Source organism: Streptomyces sp. RPA4-2 (assembly GCF_012273515.2).
In the GTDB taxonomy this organism is placed as follows: domain Bacteria; phylum Actinomycetota; class Actinomycetes; order Streptomycetales; family Streptomycetaceae; genus Streptomyces; species Streptomyces kaempferi.
Genome location: NZ_CP050975.2, coordinates 9,760,993 through 9,779,134, shown reverse-complemented (window position 1 = coordinate 9,779,134; position 18,142 = coordinate 9,760,993). Strand labels below are relative to the sequence as shown.

At 70.1% G+C, this 18,142-nt stretch carries 15 protein-coding genes and 1 pseudogene; 11 read left to right on the top strand and 5 right to left on the bottom strand.

What is annotated here, in order from left to right:
- Positions 1-79 precede the first annotated feature (79 nt).
- A complete protein-coding gene (locus HEP85_RS43225) occupies positions 80-604 on the top strand; it encodes a helix-turn-helix domain-containing protein (RefSeq protein WP_168533011.1) in 525 nt (174 codons plus the stop codon).
- 275 nt (positions 605-879) lie between these two features.
- A complete protein-coding gene (locus HEP85_RS43220) occupies positions 880-1,950 on the top strand; it encodes an ABC transporter permease (protein ID WP_168533009.1) in 1,071 nt (356 codons plus the stop codon).
- Positions 1,951-2,094: 144 nt separating this feature from the next.
- Here the strand turns inward: HEP85_RS43220 and HEP85_RS43215 are convergent.
- Positions 2,095-2,415 (bottom strand): annotated as a pseudogene (locus HEP85_RS43215) (FTR1 family protein); the annotation flags it as partial.
- A gap of 118 nt (positions 2,416-2,533) precedes the next feature.
- On the bottom strand, positions 2,534-2,905 hold the full coding sequence (locus tag HEP85_RS43210; RefSeq protein ID WP_168533005.1) for a BlaI/MecI/CopY family transcriptional regulator: 372 nt from the start codon (positions 2,903-2,905) through the stop codon (positions 2,534-2,536).
- A gap of 205 nt (positions 2,906-3,110) precedes the next feature.
- On the opposite strand from HEP85_RS43210, the gene HEP85_RS43205 reads away from it, so the two are divergent.
- From HEP85_RS43205 to HEP85_RS43175, 7 genes are all read left to right on the top strand, one after another.
- Positions 3,111-4,322 carry a sensor histidine kinase gene (locus HEP85_RS43205; RefSeq protein WP_168533003.1) on the top strand — a complete coding sequence of 404 codons (1,212 nt, stop codon included), beginning with the start codon at positions 3,111-3,113 and terminating at the stop codon, positions 4,320-4,322.
- Positions 4,319-5,002, top strand: a complete 684-nt coding sequence (locus HEP85_RS43200) for a response regulator transcription factor (protein WP_168533001.1) — start codon at positions 4,319-4,321, stop codon at positions 5,000-5,002. Before HEP85_RS43205 ends, HEP85_RS43200 begins: the two co-directional genes overlap by 4 nt.
- Before the next feature lie 438 nt (positions 5,003-5,440).
- Positions 5,441-5,782, top strand: coding sequence for a zf-HC2 domain-containing protein (locus tag HEP85_RS43195; RefSeq protein ID WP_168532999.1), 342 nt, complete (start codon positions 5,441-5,443; stop codon positions 5,780-5,782).
- A 216-nt stretch (positions 5,783-5,998) separates the two neighbouring features.
- Positions 5,999-6,496, top strand: a complete 498-nt coding sequence (locus HEP85_RS43190) for a helix-turn-helix domain-containing protein (RefSeq protein WP_168532997.1) — start codon at positions 5,999-6,001, stop codon at positions 6,494-6,496.
- Positions 6,497-6,662: 166 nt separating this feature from the next.
- Positions 6,663-7,187 carry an SRPBCC family protein gene (locus HEP85_RS43185; RefSeq protein ID WP_168532995.1) on the top strand — a complete coding sequence of 175 codons (525 nt, stop codon included), beginning with the start codon at positions 6,663-6,665 and terminating at the stop codon, positions 7,185-7,187.
- On the top strand, positions 7,187-8,251 hold the full coding sequence (locus HEP85_RS43180; RefSeq protein WP_168534636.1) for an LLM class flavin-dependent oxidoreductase: 1,065 nt from the start codon (positions 7,187-7,189) through the stop codon (positions 8,249-8,251). Before HEP85_RS43185 ends, HEP85_RS43180 begins: the two co-directional genes overlap by 1 nt.
- Before the next feature lie 237 nt (positions 8,252-8,488).
- Positions 8,489-8,920, top strand: coding sequence for a calmodulin-binding protein (locus HEP85_RS43175; RefSeq protein WP_168532993.1), 432 nt, complete (start codon positions 8,489-8,491; stop codon positions 8,918-8,920).
- A 233-nt stretch (positions 8,921-9,153) separates the two neighbouring features.
- Here the strand turns inward: HEP85_RS43175 and chvE are convergent, their stop codons facing one another.
- The 3 genes from chvE to HEP85_RS43160 all read right to left on the bottom strand — a co-directional run bounded on the left by chvE (position 9,154) and on the right by HEP85_RS43160 (position 13,990).
- Positions 9,154-10,239, bottom strand: a complete 1,086-nt coding sequence (gene chvE / locus HEP85_RS43170) for a multiple monosaccharide ABC transporter substrate-binding protein (RefSeq protein ID WP_168532991.1) — start codon at positions 10,237-10,239, stop codon at positions 9,154-9,156.
- Positions 10,240-10,940: 701 nt separating this feature from the next.
- Entirely contained in the window at positions 10,941-12,092 is a 1,152-nt protein-coding gene (locus tag HEP85_RS43165; protein ID WP_168532989.1) for an aromatic acid exporter family protein, read from the bottom strand.
- Positions 12,093-12,583: 491 nt separating this feature from the next.
- Positions 12,584-13,990 (bottom strand): short-chain fatty acyl-CoA regulator family protein, encoded by a 1,407-nt coding sequence (locus HEP85_RS43160; protein WP_369658091.1) that lies wholly within the window; start codon positions 13,988-13,990, stop codon positions 12,584-12,586.
- Between the two features lie 376 nt (positions 13,991-14,366).
- Here HEP85_RS43160 and aceA point away from each other — a divergent pair, with 376 nt between their 5' ends.
- Together aceA and aceB are read left to right on the top strand one after the other, a co-directional pair.
- The gene (gene aceA, locus HEP85_RS43155) at positions 14,367-15,650 is read left to right on the top strand and encodes an isocitrate lyase (RefSeq protein ID WP_168532987.1); all 1,284 of its coding nucleotides are present in this window, start codon (positions 14,367-14,369) and stop codon (positions 15,648-15,650) included.
- 241 nt (positions 15,651-15,891) lie between these two features.
- On the top strand, positions 15,892-17,469 hold the full coding sequence (aceB, locus tag HEP85_RS43150; protein WP_168532985.1) for a malate synthase A: 1,578 nt from the start codon (positions 15,892-15,894) through the stop codon (positions 17,467-17,469).
- The last annotated feature ends 673 nt before the right edge of the window (positions 17,470-18,142 follow it).

Below are 18,142 nucleotides of genomic sequence, written 5' to 3'. Positions count from 1 at the left end.
TTAGGCTGACTAGTGGAAACCATAGCCAGAAGATATCAGGCTGACTATGCAAATCTGTAGCCAGGGAGAGCGTGAGGCCATGACGGAGTCCAGCGGGGCGCCGGAAGCCGGTGTCGAGCCGGTGATCACCAAGACCGGGCGATTCTCCGACTACGACGAGACCGTGGCCGACTGGTGCCACATGGAGCACGCCCTGGAACTGGTCGGCACGCGGTCCGCGATGATCCTCCTGCGCGAGATCTACTACGGCGCCCGGCGCTTCGACGCGCTCGCCCGGCACACCGGTCTGACCGAAGCCGTCACCTCCCAGCGGCTCAAGCGCCTCGTCGACGCGGGTCTGCTCGAACGGCATCCCTACCGGGAGCCCGGCCAGCGGACCAGGTACGAGTACGTCCTCACCGATCTGGGCCGGTCGCTGTTCCCCGTGTTCGTCGCCCTGATGGAATGGGGAGCGCGCCTCGGCAACGAAGGCGGCGTCGAACTCGTCCACGTCGGCTGCGGAAGCCCGGTCGGCGCCGTGGTGCAGTGCGCGAAGGGCCACGACGTGGGTCTGCCCGACACGGCCGCGCGGTTCGTGTCGGACGGGGAACGCGGGGACCACTGAATCCGCGTGCCGCACCTCGGCCCGAGTGACCGCCGTCGGTCCCGACGACCAGAGTCACTCCCGCGCGTCCGCGAGACGGTCCCGCACGCGAAGCCGACCGTGCCGAGCGGACCTCCCGGAGCGGGCAACTTCCCTCAGGCCGAGGCGCCCGAAACCGTCGGCCCACTCCTCACCGGACGGCTCGACGGCACCCGGCGGGAAGGCCGTCCGCGGGCCTCTCCCACGAGGCTGCCTTCCGGATGCGCGGCCAGGCCGGCCGACCTAGCGTCAACGCCATGGCAGAGCCGGACGCGCGGGGCGACCGTGCCCACGAGGCCCACCGACGGCCTTCGAGGCGGGCGAAGCGGTGGCAGTCCTTCGCGCGTTCCCCTCTCCTGCCCGCGACGGTGATCGTGCTCCTCGTCTCGGCCGTGGCGGGCGTCTTCGCGTGGTCGTACACCTACGCCTTCGCCAATCCGACCCCGCACCGGGTGCCGACCGCGGTGATCGGCCCGCCGGACGCGGCCCACGGCGCCTTTCTGACCGGTATGGAGAGCGCGATGGACGGCTCGTTGATGGTCCACACGTACCCCGGCTACGCACAGGCCAGGGAAGCGGCCGAGAAACAGGCGGTCTTCGCGATCTTCGACGTGCGGCAGGAGCGCACGGTCACGGTGGATGTCTCGTCCGCGTCGGGCGCGTCGGTGGCCCAGGTGGTCGAGCAAGCGGCGCAGGCGGTGGGAAAGGACCTGGGAAAGGCCGTCGTGGTACGGGACATCAAACCGAACCAGCGGGGCGATCCTCGCGGTCTGGCGATCTTCTACATCTCGCTGGCGGCCGTGGTGGTCAGTTACGTGGGCGGGATCCAGCTCAGTGTGCACGCGAGGGAACTCGGCGCCGGTGCGCGCATCGCGTTCACCATCGCGTACTCCCTGCTGGGGGCGTTCGCCATCGTGGCGGTCGTGGACTGGGGTCTCGGTGCGCTCGAACTGCCTTTCGCCTCGGTCTGGCTGACGCTGGCCCTGACGATGTACGCCGCCAGCGCGGTGTTCCTCATGTTCCTGGTCCTGGTCGGACGATGGGCCCTCATCCCCACCTGGGGTCTGATGGTGCTGATCGGGAACCCCTCCTCCGGCGGCGCGGTCTCCTGGCCCCTGCTCCCCACGTTCCTGGGCCTGGTCGGTCGTTGGCTGCCGACGGGCGCGGCGATCGGGGCGATCCACACCGAGGTCTACTTCCCCGGATATCTGCACGCCTTCCCGTTCCTGGTCCTCACCGGCTGGGCCCTCGTCTCGACGGTGGTCTTCTGCCTTCTGAGGAACCGCCGGCCCACAGCGGAGCGAGCAGTCGCTGCGCCCCCCGAATGACTGCCGTCCGCGCGTCGATCACGAAACAAGGAGTCATCGAGCTGTTGCGGGTCCGTGGTGTCGACGCCTCGAAGGACTTCGCCTGACCCGCACGGCCCCGAATCGGCCCTGCCAAGTACTGCGCAGGTGCTGCTCAGGTCCTGCTCATGACGAAGCCCCGGAGCCCCGGTCGGCCTGAACGGATTCTGTCTCCTTCCGCGGCTCGGGGACGCGCGGGCCGCGTTGCGGGGCGAGGAAGAGTCCCATGACCGGGATGACGTACACGGCCCAGACGACCACCTGGAGGACGGTCGGGTCGGGCTGGAAGTTCAAGACGCCCTTCAGGAGGGTGCCGTACCAGGAGTCCGGGGGAACGGTGGCGCCGATGTCGAAGGCGAGGTGGCGCAGGCCGGGCAGGAAGTCGGCTTCCTGCAGGTCGTGGATGCCGTACGCGAGGACGCCCGCGGCGACGACGAGCATGGCGCCCGCCGGGCGAGCGGGACGCGACGGCGGCGTCACAGACCGGTCCGCACGAGTGGCGCGGGGCCCACGTCAGGAGGCTTGGTTCAGGCCGGAGTACCGGCGGAAGCGACGAGCACGGCGTTCACTGCCCACTCTCCCCCAGGAGACGCCTCAGCTCCGTCTCGTCCTCGGGACTCAGTCCCTCGACGAACCGGGCCAGCACCGTGCTTCGGTCACCGTCCTGGTCGAGTGCGCGGTGCATACGGCGGGCGGTCAGCCCGTGGGAGTCCTCCACGGGGAAGTAGACGAAGCCCCGCGTGCCGGGGCTGCGGCCGACGACCCCCTTTTCCTGGAGCCGGGCCAGCAGGGTCGCCACCGTCGTACGGGCCAGCGGCTGCGGCATCGCGGACCTCACCTGAGCCGCCGACTGCGGCTTCCCGGCCGCCCACAAGGCGGCGAGGACGCTCGCCTCGAGCTCGCCGGCGGGTCGGCGTTCACCATCGGTGGCCGTCATGGCCCCTCCTCTCCCCAAGGCACTTCAGAGCGCAGCAGATCAGATTCCACCCCCGAGGCACAAACAAGGCGACCCCGGCATCCGGCCGGGCGGTCCCGCCGTTCACCGCACCAGCCACCCGACGCACCGTCGTCCGGCCCCGCCCCGGGTGCACTTGGCCCAGCGAGACAATGCCCGATCCGGCCGCGAACCCTACGGTGGTGGCATGGCGGCGATCATCGGTTGGAGACGGGCAGGGGGTTCCCTGGTATCCCCGGGCGACGCTCTGGGTGCGGCGGCCCTGTTCGTGCTGTCGGTCGTCGCCGCTTCGATCGAACCGCACCGGCACGTGTTTCTGGTGCGCTGGCCCGCCGTGCTGCTGGCGGCGGTCGGTTGTTCCGCCCTGGTGTGCAGACGCCGCCACCCCTTCGGCGTACTGGCCCTGACGGTTTGCTGCGGAATCGTCTTCGAGTTGCTCGGATTCCGGGAAAGTCCCGTGGTGATGAGTCCGGTACTGGTGTCCGTCTACACCGTGGCCCTGATGACCGACCGGCGCACCGCCTGCGCCGCGGCCTCCGCCTCTGCCGCCGTCCTGGTGGGGGCGGCCGTCGTCTGGGGCGCGAGGTCGTGGCTGGACCCGGACAAGGCGGCGACGCTGGCCTGGATGGCTCTGCCGGCCGCGGTCGGAGACGGGGTCCGTTCACGTCGCGCGTATGTGGCGGCGGTGGAGGAACGGGCGGAGCACGCCGAGCGCACCCGCGAGCAGGAGGCACAGCACCGGGTGGCGGCCGAGCGCGTCAGGATCGCCCGTGAGCTGCACGACATCGTCGCGCACCACATCGCCCTGATCAACGCTCAGGCAGGCGTCGCGGCCCATCTGCTGGAGCGGCGGCCGGAACGGATCCTCACGGCTCTGGAGGAGATCCGGGACGCCAGCCGATCGGCGCTGGACGAACTACGCGTCACTGTGGGACTGCTGCGGCAGTCCGACGATCCGGTGGCGCCCCGCGATCCCCTGCCGGGCCTGGCGCAGGTACCGGCCCTCCTGTCCTCGTTCGAAAGGGCCGGACTGGCCGTGAAGCACACTCGGCAGGGCGACGCCGAACCGCTGGAACCGTCGGTCGACCTGGCCGCGTATCGCATCGTGCAGGAATCCCTGACCAATGTGCGCAAGCATTCCGGCGCGGACCACGCCCGGGTGTTCCTGCACTACGACCCCGCCTGGCTGACGATCACGGTCGAGGACGACGGCAGCGCGGAACCTCACGATCCCCAGCCGGGGGCCGGTCACGGGCTGATCGGTATGCGCGAGCGTGCCGCCACCGTCGGCGGCAGACTCCACGCGGGAGCGCGTCCCGAGGGCGGCTTCAGCGTGACCGCCGAACTGCCGCTGCGGTCCAGCCTCGCCCTGGACAAGCCCTCGAAGGAATGGCGATGACGATCCGCGTACTGCTCGCCGACGACCAGGCCCTGCTCCGCGGCACCTTCCGGATGCTGTTCGACTCCACCGACGACATGGAGACGGTGGGTGAGGCCGCCAACGGCCGCGAGGCGGTGGAACTGGCGCGTACGCAGCACCCCGACGTCGTCCTGATGGACATCCGCATGCCGGACATGGACGGCATCGACGCGACGCGGATCATCTGCGAGTCGGAGGACCTGGCAGAGGTCAAGGTGCTCATCCTGACCACCTTCGAGGACGACGAGCACGTCACCGAAGCGCTGCGTGCGGGGGCGAGCGGCTTCCTGGGCAAGGGTGCCCGGCCCGAGGAACTCATCGAAGCCGTCCGCACGGTCGCGGACGGCGAGGCGCTGCTCTCCCCGTCGGCGACCCGGGCGCTGATCGGACGGTTCCTGGCCCAGCCGGACCCGTGCCCGACCGCCGTCCACGAACGGCTGGAGGACCTGACCCCACGCGAACGCGATGTCGTGGGACTGGTCGCGCTCGGCCTGTCCAACGACGAGATCGCGGGTCGCCTGTTCGTCAGCCCGCTGACGGCCAAGACCCACGTCAACCGGGCCATGACCAAGCTGGCCGCGCGTGACCGGGCGCAGCTCGTGGTCATCGCCTACCAGTGCGGTCTCGTCGGCCCGGCGACGCAGCCCGCCCCCTCCTGACGGATGTCCGTGTGACGGCCGGTCCGGCGACGCGACCGGCCCCTTGACGGATGTCCGCGTGACGGCACCGGTCCGCCGGAACGACCGGTCCCCGGGCGCTCCACCCGTGTGACCGCCGGTCCACCATCGCCGCCGGCCTCCGGACGGCTGTCCGCGTGATGACCGCTCCAGGAACAGAGCCGGCCTCGTGACGCGTGCCCGCCCGCGCGCCGGAACCACCCCCTCGACGGGTACACACCTGCGGGTTGGCCTCCATGACGCGTTCTGCACCAGCCGTAGCTCGACATCCCGGCTACCACGCCCGTGGTAGCCGGGATTCGCTGCGTGGGGACGATGTGCCGGGCACCGTTCGTGGGCGAGAGTGAAACCGTGAACCCCCAGGTGGCGAGCCTCTCGCACAGAGCGGCACACCACCCAGCACAGATAGGACACCCGATCATGCTCACCTCGATCAAGGAATGCGGCACGATCCGTGACCTCCTCGCCGGACACGCGCTCCAGGCCCTCGGCACCGACGACGCGAGCGCGGTCGTCGCCCACGTGACGGCCTGCGGCGGCCCCTGCCGGGACGAGTACGACCGTCTCGCGGCCGTACCGGCCCACCTGTCCCTTCTGCGTGAAGCCCTGGTCTGCGAGCGGGACGCGAACAGGCGGGCGCGCGTCGCCGACCGTCGCGAATGCGGGCACGTGCCGATCCGTCGGCGCAATCCGGCCCGAGTGGCCGTGACCAGGCGGCTCACGCTGGCCCAGTGGGTCAGCCGCACCGCGTGCGTCCGGTGACCGTGGCGGGAGACGCCGGTGACCTCGCCGCCCATCGCCCGCCGCTCGGTCCCACCCGCGCGCGACAGTGCCAACGCCTGTCGCGCGGGCCGAACGGCCGGACGCGGTGACCGCCGGCGCTCCCGGCCCGGCGCGGTGACCGCGGACGTTCTCAGAGCCCGGCCATCCCCTTTGGAACTGCTGGGTCCTATGGTGAGACCCTCGTATGCTGGGCGCATGAGGCGGACTTCTTTTGCGAACTGGCCGTGCTCCATCGCACGCACGATGGATCTGCTCGGCGACTGGTGGACGCCCCTGGTCCTACGGGAGGCGTTCTACGGGATCAAGCGGTTCGACGACTTCCAGCAGGAGCTGGGTATCGCCCGCAACACCCTCACCGCCCGGCTCCGGCGGCTGGTGGACGAAGGCCTCATGGAGAAGAAGGCCTACCAGCACGAGCCGGTGCGCTACGACTACGTCCTCACCGACATGGGCCGCGACTTCTTCGGTGTACTGGCGGCCATGAACAGCTGGGGCGACCGCTGGCTCAGCGGCGAGCAGGGACCACCGGTCGTCTTCCACCATGACGCCTGCGGGCGCGAGAGCGCCGCCGAGGTGGTCTGCGCCGACTGCGGGGAACCCATGACGGCGGAGGACACCCATCCCCGCCTCGGCCCCGGATACCCCCGCCACCTCGCCGAACGCCCCGCCATCCGGCAACGCTTCACGGCCTGACCGTCGCCCCGGGCGCCCGCGCCCGACCATCGACAACCCTCCGCCTCCCACCCCGCAAACTGGGGTCGCTCTTCCTTGACAGGTGAGTCTATCTACGCAACTCTCAAGCTCAGAGCCCCTCCAGGGGCGGATTTCGGCAGAAACCGAGAGGAAGGCCGAGCGAGCCATGGAGTGGACGGGCGCGCGTTACGCGGACAAACCGACGGTCGAGGCGAGGACCCGGATCGACGCTCCACCGCGGCGGGTGTGGGAGCTGGTCTCCGACATCCATCTCATGCCGACGCTCAGTGCCGAACTGCAGTCGGTCCACTGGCTCGACAAGGTCACGACTCCCGCGGTCGGCGCCCGCTTCGTCGGCCGGAGCAGGCACGAGTCGCTCGGCGAATGGGAAACCACCTCGTACGTCGTGGAGTACGAGCAGGACCACGTGTTCGCCTGGGCGGTCGCGGATCCCCAACTTCCCAGCGCCCTCTGGCGATTCACCCTTGAGTCCGCGCGAGCCGGTACCGAACTGACCCAGTGGATGCAGATGGGCCCCGGACGTTCGGGGCTTTCCTTCGCGATCGACAGGATGCCGGACAAGGAGCAGAAGATCGTGTTCGTACGGCTGCGGGAATTCGAGCGGAGCATGGCCGGCACGGTCGACGCCATCAGGAAGCTGGCCGAGGACGCGGAAGGGGCCGGTGCGTGATGCGTACGGCTACGACGATCGAGGCATCGACAGGCCGCTGGAGCGAGACCGTCGACTTCGTGGTGGAGGCCGAGAAGCTCGGGATGGACATCTGCTGGGTGGCGGAGGCCTGGGGTTCCGAAGCCCCCTCCCCACTTGGCTACCTGGCCGCGCGGACCGAGCGGATGCTGCTCGGTTCCGGGATCATCCAGCTCGCGACCCGCACCCCGACGGCCATCGCCCGCGCCGCCATCACGCTCTCCGACATCTCCGAAGGACGCTTCCTCCTCGGTCTCGGCTCCTCCGGTCCCCAGGTGATCGAGGGCCTGCACGGCGTACCGTTCGCGCGCCCGCTGTCGCGGATGCGGGAGACCGTGGACATCGTCCGGCAGGCGGTCGCGGGCGAGAAGATCGCCTACGAGGGACGGGAGTTCACCATTCCGCTGCCGGGCGGCCAGGCGCGGCCCATGCGGATGTCGCTGCGCGCCGAATACGACCTGCCCGTCTACCTGGCCACCCTGTCGCCGAAGATGCTGAAACTCACCGGGGAGGTGGCGGACGGCTGGCTGGGCACGAGTTTCGTGCCGGAGGGCGCCAAGGAGGCGTACTTCGACCACCTGGACGCGGGCCTCGCCGCCGGCGGACGTACGCGGGCGAGCCTCGACGTCTGCCAAGGCGCCGAAGTGGCCTTCGCCGAGGACGAGGACGCGCTGCGCGCGATGGTGGCCGCCCGGAAGAAGGAACTCGCCTTCAGCCTGGGCGGGATGGGCTCCGCGACCACGAACTTCTACAACGACGCCTACAGCAGGCAGGGTTGGGCGGAGGTCGCCGCCGAGGTCCACGAGCGCTGGCAGGCCGGAGACCGGGACGGGGCGGCGGGTCTCGTGACGGACGAGATGGTGCTCGGTACGACACTGATCGGCACGGAGGACATGGTGCGTGAGCGGCTCTGCGTCTGGCGCGCCGCCGGTGTCGACACCGTCCGCTTCTACCCCGCGGGTGAGACGCTCGACGCCCGGCTCACCACTCTGGGAAGGGCGCTCGACCTCGTACGCCAGGTGGAGGCCGGCGGCGCGGACGGCTGACGGGCCGCCATGGCGTCACGGACGGTCCGCACGGCCGACCGGCTTCCGAGGGCGCCTGCGGACCGTCCGTCCCGTGGAACACCCCCGGACCAGGGCGTGTCTCATCGAGCAGAGAGCCGGAGGGGCGACCGGACTCGGAAACCCGACTCTCCGGATAGTTCACTTTGAGTGACCAAGTCGCTACATTCAGTCACGACCGGCCGTGATGATCACGGCCCGAGGCACGGAGCTGCCTTCATGCGACGCATCACTTCCAGGATCTGCACCCTCGCGGCCAGCACGCTGCTCGCCCTGACCGTAGGCCAGGCCGGACCTGCCGGTGCCGCCACCGACGCCGCGTATTTCAACCTGCGGGACGTCACCGGCCACAACTTCGTAATCGAGATCACCAGGCCGGCCCTGATCCAGGAAGCCCGCGAGATCGTCAAGCACGAGGAACGCAAGATCGTCATCGGCAGGATCATCAAGACCCAGGCCCGCTACAACCCCCAGTGGGACTTCCACTACAACCCCGACACCGTGAGCTTCGCGGACGCGGCCATCGAAGTCTGCGACTCCACCATCCCTTACGTAGAGGACCACTTGGACGAGGCCGGCGGCCCCTTCCTACCCGGTCTCTACTGGTGCCCCTGGACCGGACGCCTCACCGCCGAGGTCTCCGCGCCGTAGAACGCCCCGCCGCGCACAACGGGCCGGCCGCCCCACAGCGGGGCGGCCGGCCCTTTCGCGCTCGAAGGCGGCGCCGAGGCACGGGCGGGCACGGGGCCCGACGCGGGCGTCGAAACGCCGGCGTCGCGCTGTCGGCGGGGCGCGGGATCCCGGACGCCGCAGCGGTCAACACCCGCCGGTGAACTGCCGGTTCGATTCATCGGCCCGAGAGAGGGCGCGCCTCGGCCGTGCGGCTACTTCAGCTCGGCGTCGGTGTAGTAACCGGTCGCGACCAGGGCGACCTCGTAGTTGGACTTGTCGACGCTCTTCGGCTGCAGCAGATAGGCCGGCACGGCCTTGGCGCCGTTTTCGTACGTCCGGGTGTCGTTGACCCTCACCTGCTGGTCGGTCAGTACGGCGTCGACCATGTTCGCCGTGACGTCCGCCAGCTCGCGGGTGTCCTTGTAGACGGTCTGCGACTGCCCGCCCGCGATGATCGACTTGACCGAGGCGAGCTCGGCGTCCTGACCGGTGATGACCGGCAGCGGCTTGGCGGGGGAACCGTAGCCGTCCGCCTTCAGCGCCGTCAGGACGCCGATGGAGATGCCGTCGTACGGCGACAGGACCGCGTCGACCTTCTTGCCTCCGTACCACTTGGCGAGAACGTCGTCCATGCGCTTCTTCGCGGTGGGACCGTCCCAGCGCAGGGTGGTCACGTCGGAGAGCGCGGTCTGACCGGACTGGACGACCAGTTGCTTGCTGTCCAGGTAGGGCTTCAGGAGGTGCATGGCGCCGTTGAAGAAGTACTTGGTGTTGTTGTCGTCGGCGGAGCCGGCGAAGAGCTCGATGTTGAACGGCCCCTTGCCGTCCTCCAGACCGAGCTTGTCGACTATGTAGCGGGCCTGGAGCCGGCCGACCTGCTCGTTGTCGAAGGAGGCGTAGTAGTCGACGTTCTTGGTACCGAGGATGAGCCGGTCGTAGGAGATCACCGGGATGTGGGCGGCGGCGGCCTGCTGAAGCACGTTGTTCAGCGACCTGTTGTCGATGGCCGCGACGATCAGTGCGCTGACGCCCTGCGTGATCAGGTCCTGGATCTGCGATACCTGGGTCTTCGGGTTGTCCTCACCGTAGACCAGCTTCGTCTTGTACCCCTTCGCCCTCAGGTCCTTGACGACGTTCTTGCCGTCGGCGATCCAGCGCTCGGAGGCCTGCGTCGGCATCGCGATGCCGATGGTGCCGCCCTCGGGGCTGCCCTTGGTGTCCTTGCCGCAGGCGGACAGGGTGAGAGCGACGGAAACAGCTCCGGCGAGGGCTGCGAGGGCAGCTCTTCGGTTGCGCATGATGATCGATCCTTGTTCTTCTCGTCGTTGAGGAGATGACGGAGTATCAGGTGACTGCGGGAGAGTGGCGGGGGCCGGGTGCATCCGGCTGACCGCGCCAGGTCCCGAACCGGGACTCACAGTTGGGTGCCATGGAGGGAAGATCCGTGGCCAGGCGGACAGCCCGCACTTCAGGTGGAGTGGCACGCCACGGCGGATCAGCTCGGCGACCTCACGGATCGGCGCGTGCCCGCCCGGGCCGTCGGAGGCCTTGGGCGCACATCATCACCGGAGTGAACTGCCAACGTCTCTCGATGAGATGACGGATGGCCAGGTCGCTCGGCACATAACCGGGATTGGTGCTCAGGAGCCTCCGTGTCTTGCAGTTTGCCGCTCGGTGCGTCGACGTGGCCCGGCACCGCGGGAGGCCTGCCGACCTCGGCGATCCCTGTGCCGGTGTACACCTCGACGCATGTCGGGCCGCGCCACGGCGTACCGGCCAGGCGTGCGCCAACTCCGATGATGCGCAGGGAAGTTGCCTTTCGCCGTTCGAAATATCGCCACGCATTCGGAATGTTGGCGTGACACTAGGTAACGGAGATGCGGAGTGTCAACGGGCAAACAGGTAACGGTCCCGGAAGGGCCGCGGACATCACGTCTGACCTCCTGCGGAACCTTCACGCGACACCCGACGGGATTGCCCGCGGCAGAGGTAGCGGAACTCAGCGCGCGTCCGCGTAGTCCAGATCGGCCAGCAGCCTCTCCACGTCGGTCATGAGCGAGCCGTACACGTACCAGGCGCCCGGTTTGGTGAGGCTGCCCCTGCCGATCAGCTGGGTCATGGTGTCGTGCCAGACCAGGACGCCGTCGATCGCCCCGCGCAGCCGGTCCCGGCTCGCACCCGACGACCCGGTCGCCGCACCGGGCTCGACGAACTCCTGAACGGCCGCCCCCGCCAGCCCCAGGGTCTCGGCGTACCGGTCGAGGAACTGCTGCCCCAGGTGATGGTCCGCGTGGCGGTCATGGGCGTTGTCGGCCAGCGTCCGCGCGATACCGCGCACCTGGAGAGTCGCGCCGCGCAGGATCCTGAACGCCTCGCCGTAGGTCACGTCCTTGCGCCTCGCGTGCGCGACACACCGCGTGTTCCACCGCAGACTCTCGTCGGCCTGACGCAGCCGTTCCTCGGCGTGCGTCAGGCGCTTCTCCAGGGTGCGCGCCCGGTGCAACCACGTGTGCGCCTTCGCGGTGAGGTTCCGCTCGGCCAGACCGTCACCCATGTCGCGCAGCAGCGCCCCGATGGAGTGGGCGACCTCGCGCACGGCCGCTTCGGACTCGTCCACGTACAGCGGAGGCAGGACGAGCGCGTTCACGGCGATACCCGCCACCGCGCCGGTCAGCGTCTGGAGCACGGGGACCACGAGGCTTCCCACCGGAGCCGTCGCCGTGGCGGCCAGGGCTATGACCGCCGTCGAGGCGATCTGGAGCCGGTCGTCGGTCCTACGGCGAGGCCCTCCGAGCACCGCGACGACCGCGATGACGGCGACGCTGCCGGCGGTCACCCCGAACAGCCACGCGGTCGCGAGAGCGAGGACCAGGCCCGCCAGCTTCGCGACCACGTTCTGCGCCGCCTTGGTCACGGACTGGTACACCGTCGACGCGTTGACCATGAGCAGTGCCGTGGCGACCGCCAGGTACGGACTGCCCCCGGGAGACCACGGAGCCGCGACACCCCAGGCGAGCAATGCGGCGATCAGGGCCTTCGCGCCACGCACGACATGGCCCGGCCGCTCGCTACGCATCCGGTGGGCCAGGTGACGCATCGCCCCGGCCGCCTTCGCCATGACACGCTCGGGCAAAATGGTTGAATGCTGCACATTCTCAATATCGCACTTTACTCCCCCACGGACCTCGTGATGTCTCCCACAGCCGCCCGTCCCGTCACCGCCGACAAGGGGAATCGTCACCTTCGAAGGCCCGTTCCGGGCGGTCTCCCCTCCCCCTTCGGTGTCCGGCACACCCGGGGCGGACGCTATGATCCGTGATCACTCGACCACGATCCGCGTCGGACCTCGGTACGGCGCGGGGTCTCGACGCGCACGCTCCACACCTCGTTGCCACGTGATCCCGGGGAGAGACCATGAGACAGGGGGCGACCGGTGACATCACCGGCGGTACGGACGTCCACACGGCCGAGGGACGGCAGCCCCTGCCCCACACACCCGCCGCTCCCCTTGGCGCGGCCGACGTCACCGCGGAGCCCGTCCGGCTCCGCCGCCACGTCACTCGGATCGTCGGGCTCGACAACTCCCCCGCGCTGTTCGGCGAGTTCGACCTCTGGGACGTTGGCTGCGTCTGCGGAGTGTCCTCACGGCGCAGGGCCGACCACGGGGTAGGGGACGAACGTACTGTCGTTCTCGTCGATCCTCAGTCGCCGGCCGAGCGGGGGCGCCGCGCGCTGCGGGCAGTCGGTCCGTTCGCAGCTGCGGCAGCCCATGCCGATGGGGGTGGCCGCGGCGGTGTCGCCGAGGTCGAGCCCGTCGGCGTAGACCAGACGCGCGGCATGGCGGACCTCGCAGCCCAGGCCGATGGCGAAGGTCTTGCCGGGTTCGCCCCAGCCACCGCGGTGCCGGGTGAGCGCGCGGGCCGTCCACAAGTAGCGCTGGCCGTCCGGCATTTCGGCGATCTGGACGTGGATGCGGCCGGGGACGGCGAACGCCTCGTAGACGTTCCACAGAGAGCAGGTGCCGCCCGCCCGGGAGAAGTGGAAGTCGGTCGCGGACTGCCGTTTGGACAGGTTGCCGGCCCGGTCGACCCGGACGAACGAGAAGGGCACTCCGCGCAGCCTCGGACGCTGAAGGGTGCTCAGGCGGTGGCAGACGGTCTCGTAGCCGAGGCCATAGCGGTCGGTGAGGCGTTCGATGTCGTAGCGCACCTCCTCCGCCGCCGCGTGGAAGGTGCGGTACGGCAGGATCAGCGCGGCGGCGAAGTAGTTCGCGATGCCGATACGGGCCAGCGCGTGCGTCGGTGACCCGGCGGGGAAGTCGGCGCCGGACTGGCGGTCGAGTTCGTCTCCGTACTCCAGCAGCGCGAGTTGGGTCGCCATACGGAAGGCCCGCTGGCCAGGGCGCAGGCGGTTGGAGAGATGGAGCGTGCGGGACGCCGCGTCGTAGTGGTGCAGGTGGTCGGCGGTCTCCGCGGCCAGGCGCACGCCGTGCTCGTCGGCCAGCCGGGCGGTGAGAGCTCGCAGGACGTCGCCGGGCCGGATACCGATGTCCTCCGCGAGTCGCTCGGCGGCCAGGTCGGTGTCGTGGAGGTAGTTCCGGTGCCGGTAGAAGAAGTCCCGGATCTCTTCGTGCGGCGAGCCCGGCGCCTCGCCGACGCCGCCCCGGCCGTTCGTGGCTCCGGCGAGCCGTTCTGTCAGGTCCTGGTTGCGGCGGCCCAGGTCGAGCAGGACCCGGGCGACCGCCGGCATGCGCGCGGCGAGGTCCGCGAGGTCGGACGGTGACACCTTTGCCTCGGTGATGTCGCCGGCCAGAGCCTCCCGCAGGTCCGCGACCAGCCGGGTGGTGTCGCGCTCCGAGAAGAAGCCGGGATCGACGCCGAAGGCCTCGGTCAGCCTCAGCAGGACCGGCACGGTGAGCGGCCGTGAGTCGTGTTCCATCTGATTGAGATAGCTGGGTGAGATGTCCAGGACGCGGGCCAGTTCGGCCTGACTCATCCGGCGCTCCTCGCGCAGCCGCCGCAGCCGCGCTCCCGCGAACGTCTTGCTCACCGCACTCCTCGGTTGGTCCCGACGGTCGTCAGCGTACGCGGGCATGTCTGTCCTCGCAGCCTTCGCAACCTTGGCAGAAACGGCCTCGAAGATATGCGGAAGTTGGCACATCTCCACGGTTGATGGCACTAAGTGCCAGTGCCAGAGTTTCACTGCGGCCCGCCGGACTTCGGCAGCAGGCCCCGCACAACCGGGCGCGATTCACGCCCTGACGTCGGAGATCCCGGCAGCGGCATCTGCTTGCACGGCAGCATTGCTCAGCTCCGTCGACGAAGGACGGCGGGCCACATCTCAGTTGACGACACAGAGTGCCACTCCCTTTCTCAGCTGGATCGGGGATTGGCACAACGAACGACCCAGGGAGACGGTGACGGCCATGGCAGAGGCGAAGACGACGAAGGCCGAGGAGCTCGCGGCGCGTTGGGCCACGGATCCCCGCTGGCAGGGCATCGAGCGCACCTACCGTGCGCAGGACGTCGTACGGCTGTCCGGCAGCGTCCGTGAGGAGCACACGCTGGCCCGGCGCGGAGCCGAGCGCCTGTGGCGGCAGTTGCACGAGCAGGACTACATCCACGCGCTCGGCGCGCTGACAGGTGGGCAGGCGGTGCAGCAGGTGAAGGCGGGCCTGCAGGCGATCTACCTGTCCGGATGGCAGGTGGCGGCCGACGCCAACCAGGCCGGGCACACCTACCCCGACCAGAGCCTCTACCCCGTCAACTCCGTTCCGCAGGTGGTGCGTCGGATCAACAACGCACTGCTGCGCGCCGACCAGATCGCCGGCGCCGAGGGCGGCACGGACACCACCGACTGGCCGGCTCCGATCGTCGCGGACGCGGAGGCGGGCTTCGGCGGCCCACTGAACGCCTTCGAACTGACCAAGGCGATGATCGCGGCCGGCGCGGCGGGCATCCACTACGAGGACCAGCTCGCCTCGGAGAAGAAGTGCGGGCACCTCGGCGGCAAGGTCCTGGTGCCCACCTCGCAGCACATCCGTACGCTCAACGCGGCCCGCCTGGCGGCCGACATCGCCGACGTGCCCACGCTCATCGTCGCCCGCACCGACGCGCTGGCCGCGACCCTGCTGACCAGCGACGTCGACGAGCCTGACGCCGAGTTCGTCACCGGAGAGCGAACGGCTGAGGGCTTCTACCGCGTGCGGGGCGGCATGGCACCCGTCATCGCCCGCGGCCTCGCCTACGCGCCCTACGCGGATCTCATCTGGGTCGAGACCGGCACCCCGGACCTCGCCCAGGCCCGTGAGTTCGCCGAGGCCATCCACGCGGAGCACCCGGACCAGATGCTCGCCTACAACTGCTCGCCCTCCTTCAACTGGAAGGCCGCTCTGGACGACGACCAGATCGCCAAGTTCCAGCGGGAACTGGGCGCGATGGGCTACCGCTTCCAGTTCATCACCCTCGCCGGGTTCCACTCCCTCAACCACGGCATGTTCGACCTGGCACGCGGCTACGCCGAGTACGGCATGACCGCCTACGTCGACCTCCAGGAACGCGAGTTCGCCGCCCAGGAACACGGCTTCACCGCGGTCAGGCACCAACGCGAGGTCGGCACCGGTTACTTCGACCTCGTCTCCACCGCCGTGAACCCCGCCTCCTCCACCACCGCTCTCGCCGGCTCCACCGAGGAAGAGCAGTTCCACTAGGCCGTGTTGCGAAAGTCCCGTCGTTCGCCCGGAGGGCGGGCCTCACGACCCCTTGCACGCCCTCCGGGCACGCCTGCCTCACGACGCGGCACGCCCTCCGGGCGGACGACGGGACTTTCGCGACACGCCCCGGACGGGCCGCCGGCGCTCCCGCGCACCGGTCCGTGACCAGGTGGGGGCCGGGCGACCGTCCCTGCCGGGCGCTCACCTCCGCCCCCCGCTCCTCCAACGGGAGAACCTGATGTCCACCAGTGCACCGACTCACCGCGTACGGGTCCTCGCGGCACCGGGCGACCGCCACGACGAGATCCTCACACCCGCCGCCCTGGACTTCGTCGGCCGCCTCGCCGCGGCCTTCTCCGGGCGTCGCCGGGAACTCCTGAAGGAGCGCAGACGGCAGGCCATACGGCTCGCGGCGGGAGCCCCGCTGGACTTCCCGCTCGCCACCGCCGCCGTCCGCGCCGATCCCTCCTGGCGCGTGGCGGCGCCGGCTCCCGGACTCGGCGACCGCCGCGTCGAGATCACCGGCCCACCGGACCGCCGTAGGGCCGTCAACGCCCTCACCTCCGGTGCGCACGTGTGGATGGCGGACTTCGAGGACGCCACCTCCCCCACCTGGGACAACATCGTCGGCGGCCAGCTCACGCTGCTCGACGCCGTCGAACGCCGCCTCGACTTCACCACGGAGGAGGGCAAGGAGTACCGGCTCGCCACCATCATGGTGCGCCCCCGAGGCTGGCATCTGACGGAGGAACACCTTGAGTTCGACGGCGGAGCCGTACCAGCCTCACTCGTGGACTTCGGTCTGTACTTCTTCCACTGCGCGCGGCGGCAGATCGACGCCGGGTACGGCCCGTACTTCTACCTGCCGAAGCTGGAGAACCGCTACGAGGCGCGTCTGTGGAACGATGTCTTCGTCCTCGCCCAGCAGTTGCTCGGCATCCCCCGCGGTACCGTCCGGGCCACCGTCCTGATCGAGACGATCACCGCAGCCGTGGAGATGGAGGAGATCCTCCACGCGTTGCGCGAGCACAGTGCCGGCCTCAACGCGGGCCGTTGGGACTACCTGTTCAGTCTGATCAAGACCTTCGGTCACCGCGCGGACGTCCTGCTGCCTGACCGGGCGGCTGTGACGATGACCGCGCCGTTCCTGCGCGCGTACACCGAACTGCTGGTACGCACCTGCCACCGGCGGGGGGCCCACGCCATCGGCGGCATGGCCGCCCACGTGCCGGGCCAGGACCGGGCCGCTCACGAGGCGGCCCTGGCCGAGGTCCGGCTCGACAAGGAGCGTGAGGCCGAGGACGGCTTCGACGGCTCCTGGGTCGCCCACCCCGGTCTCGTGCCGGTGTGCCGTGAGGCCTTCGACGGTGTCCTCGGCGACCGGCCCCATCAGATCGAGCGCACCCGCGGCGACACCGAGGTGGACGCCGCGGACCTGCTGCCCGTACGCCGCGTCGGCGGGCCGCCCACCGAGGAGGGCGTGCGCACCAACATCGCGGTCACGCTCCGCTACTTCGATGCCTGGCTGCGCGGCAGTGGGGCCGTCGCCCTGTACGGCCTGATGGAGGACGCGGCGACCGCGGAGATCGCCCGCGTACAGATCTGGCAGTGGCTACGGCAGCGTGCCGTCGACCGGGAGACGGTGCTGCGGCTGCTCGACGACGAACTCGCCGCACTGGGTGCCGAATACCCGTGGGCCGCCGTGGACGAGGTGCGGTCCCTCTTCGAACGCAACACCCTGGAACCGGAGTTGCCCCTGTTCTTCACCCCGGACGCCTATACCCGCCATCTCGTCCGGCACGCCGAGGCGGCCTGACGGGGCGGCCCGCGCGGAGGTTCCACCTGTACGACCAGGGTTGAGGGCCCTGGTGGATCCGGGGTCGAGGGCCCCGGTGGATCCGGACCGAGGGGTCCGGACGGCGCCGCCGGTCGAGGGTCCGGCGGCGCCGGCACTTCTGTCGGCCCGGGGTGCCGGATCCCCGAATGCCGTCACCGCATCCGAGGGGCCGGGCCGGAGACGGCGATCCGGACCGGCGAGCGTACGTGCTGAAGCCGTGCCTGACCTGAGCCGCACGCCGGGGACCACGGGACGGCCTCAGCCGCGTGACGACGAGACAGGCCGCTCGTCACCCGAATCCTGCGCGCCGGACCGGCCCCGGTGGCGTTCGAGCAGGCTCGCCAGTGCGCGGCGCAGACACTCCTGGTCCGTTTCCGCCCTGGCCGAGCGGCCCGGTCGCGGGACGCTCGTGTCCGTCCGTGGGCGGGGACACGATGTCGTGTCGCCGCCCAGCACGCACGGGCCGGCGCCGCCTTCAGGGGGACGACCGGCCAGTGCCTAGAGATCCCGCAGCAGTTCCTCGGTCCGCTTCACCTGCTGCGCCGGCACTCGCACCCGGGCGCTCCGGCCTCCGATCGCCTGTCGCAAGTCGTGGATTTGGGGAGACCGCGAGAGGGCCCCCGGATGGTTCCGGTGGGCCCTCTGCGCGAGA

What these genes read in the sequence shown, in the direction of transcription:
- HEP85_RS43225 (WP_168533011.1), top strand. Translation starts at nt 80, where the DNA reads ATGACGGAGTCCAGCGGGGCGCCGGAAGCCGGTGTCGAGCCGGTGATC.
- HEP85_RS43220 (WP_168533009.1), top strand. Translation starts at nt 880, where the DNA reads ATGGCAGAGCCGGACGCGCGGGGCGACCGTGCCCACGAGGCCCACCGA.
- HEP85_RS43210 (WP_168533005.1), bottom strand. Translation starts at nt 2,905, where the DNA reads ATGACGGCCACCGATGGTGAACGCCGACCCGCCGGCGAGCTCGAGGCG.
- HEP85_RS43205 (WP_168533003.1), top strand. Translation starts at nt 3,111, where the DNA reads ATGGCGGCGATCATCGGTTGGAGACGGGCAGGGGGTTCCCTGGTATCC.
- HEP85_RS43200 (WP_168533001.1), top strand. Translation starts at nt 4,319, where the DNA reads ATGACGATCCGCGTACTGCTCGCCGACGACCAGGCCCTGCTCCGCGGC.
- HEP85_RS43195 (WP_168532999.1), top strand. Translation starts at nt 5,441, where the DNA reads ATGCTCACCTCGATCAAGGAATGCGGCACGATCCGTGACCTCCTCGCC.
- HEP85_RS43190 (WP_168532997.1), top strand. Translation starts at nt 5,999, where the DNA reads ATGAGGCGGACTTCTTTTGCGAACTGGCCGTGCTCCATCGCACGCACG.
- HEP85_RS43185 (WP_168532995.1), top strand. Translation starts at nt 6,663, where the DNA reads ATGGAGTGGACGGGCGCGCGTTACGCGGACAAACCGACGGTCGAGGCG.
- HEP85_RS43180 (WP_168534636.1), top strand. Translation starts at nt 7,187, where the DNA reads ATGCGTACGGCTACGACGATCGAGGCATCGACAGGCCGCTGGAGCGAG.
- HEP85_RS43175 (WP_168532993.1), top strand. Translation starts at nt 8,489, where the DNA reads ATGCGACGCATCACTTCCAGGATCTGCACCCTCGCGGCCAGCACGCTG.
- chvE (WP_168532991.1), bottom strand. Translation starts at nt 10,239, where the DNA reads ATGCGCAACCGAAGAGCTGCCCTCGCAGCCCTCGCCGGAGCTGTTTCC.
- aceA (WP_168532987.1), top strand. Translation starts at nt 14,367, where the DNA reads ATGGCAGAGGCGAAGACGACGAAGGCCGAGGAGCTCGCGGCGCGTTGG.
- aceB (WP_168532985.1), top strand. Translation starts at nt 15,892, where the DNA reads ATGTCCACCAGTGCACCGACTCACCGCGTACGGGTCCTCGCGGCACCG.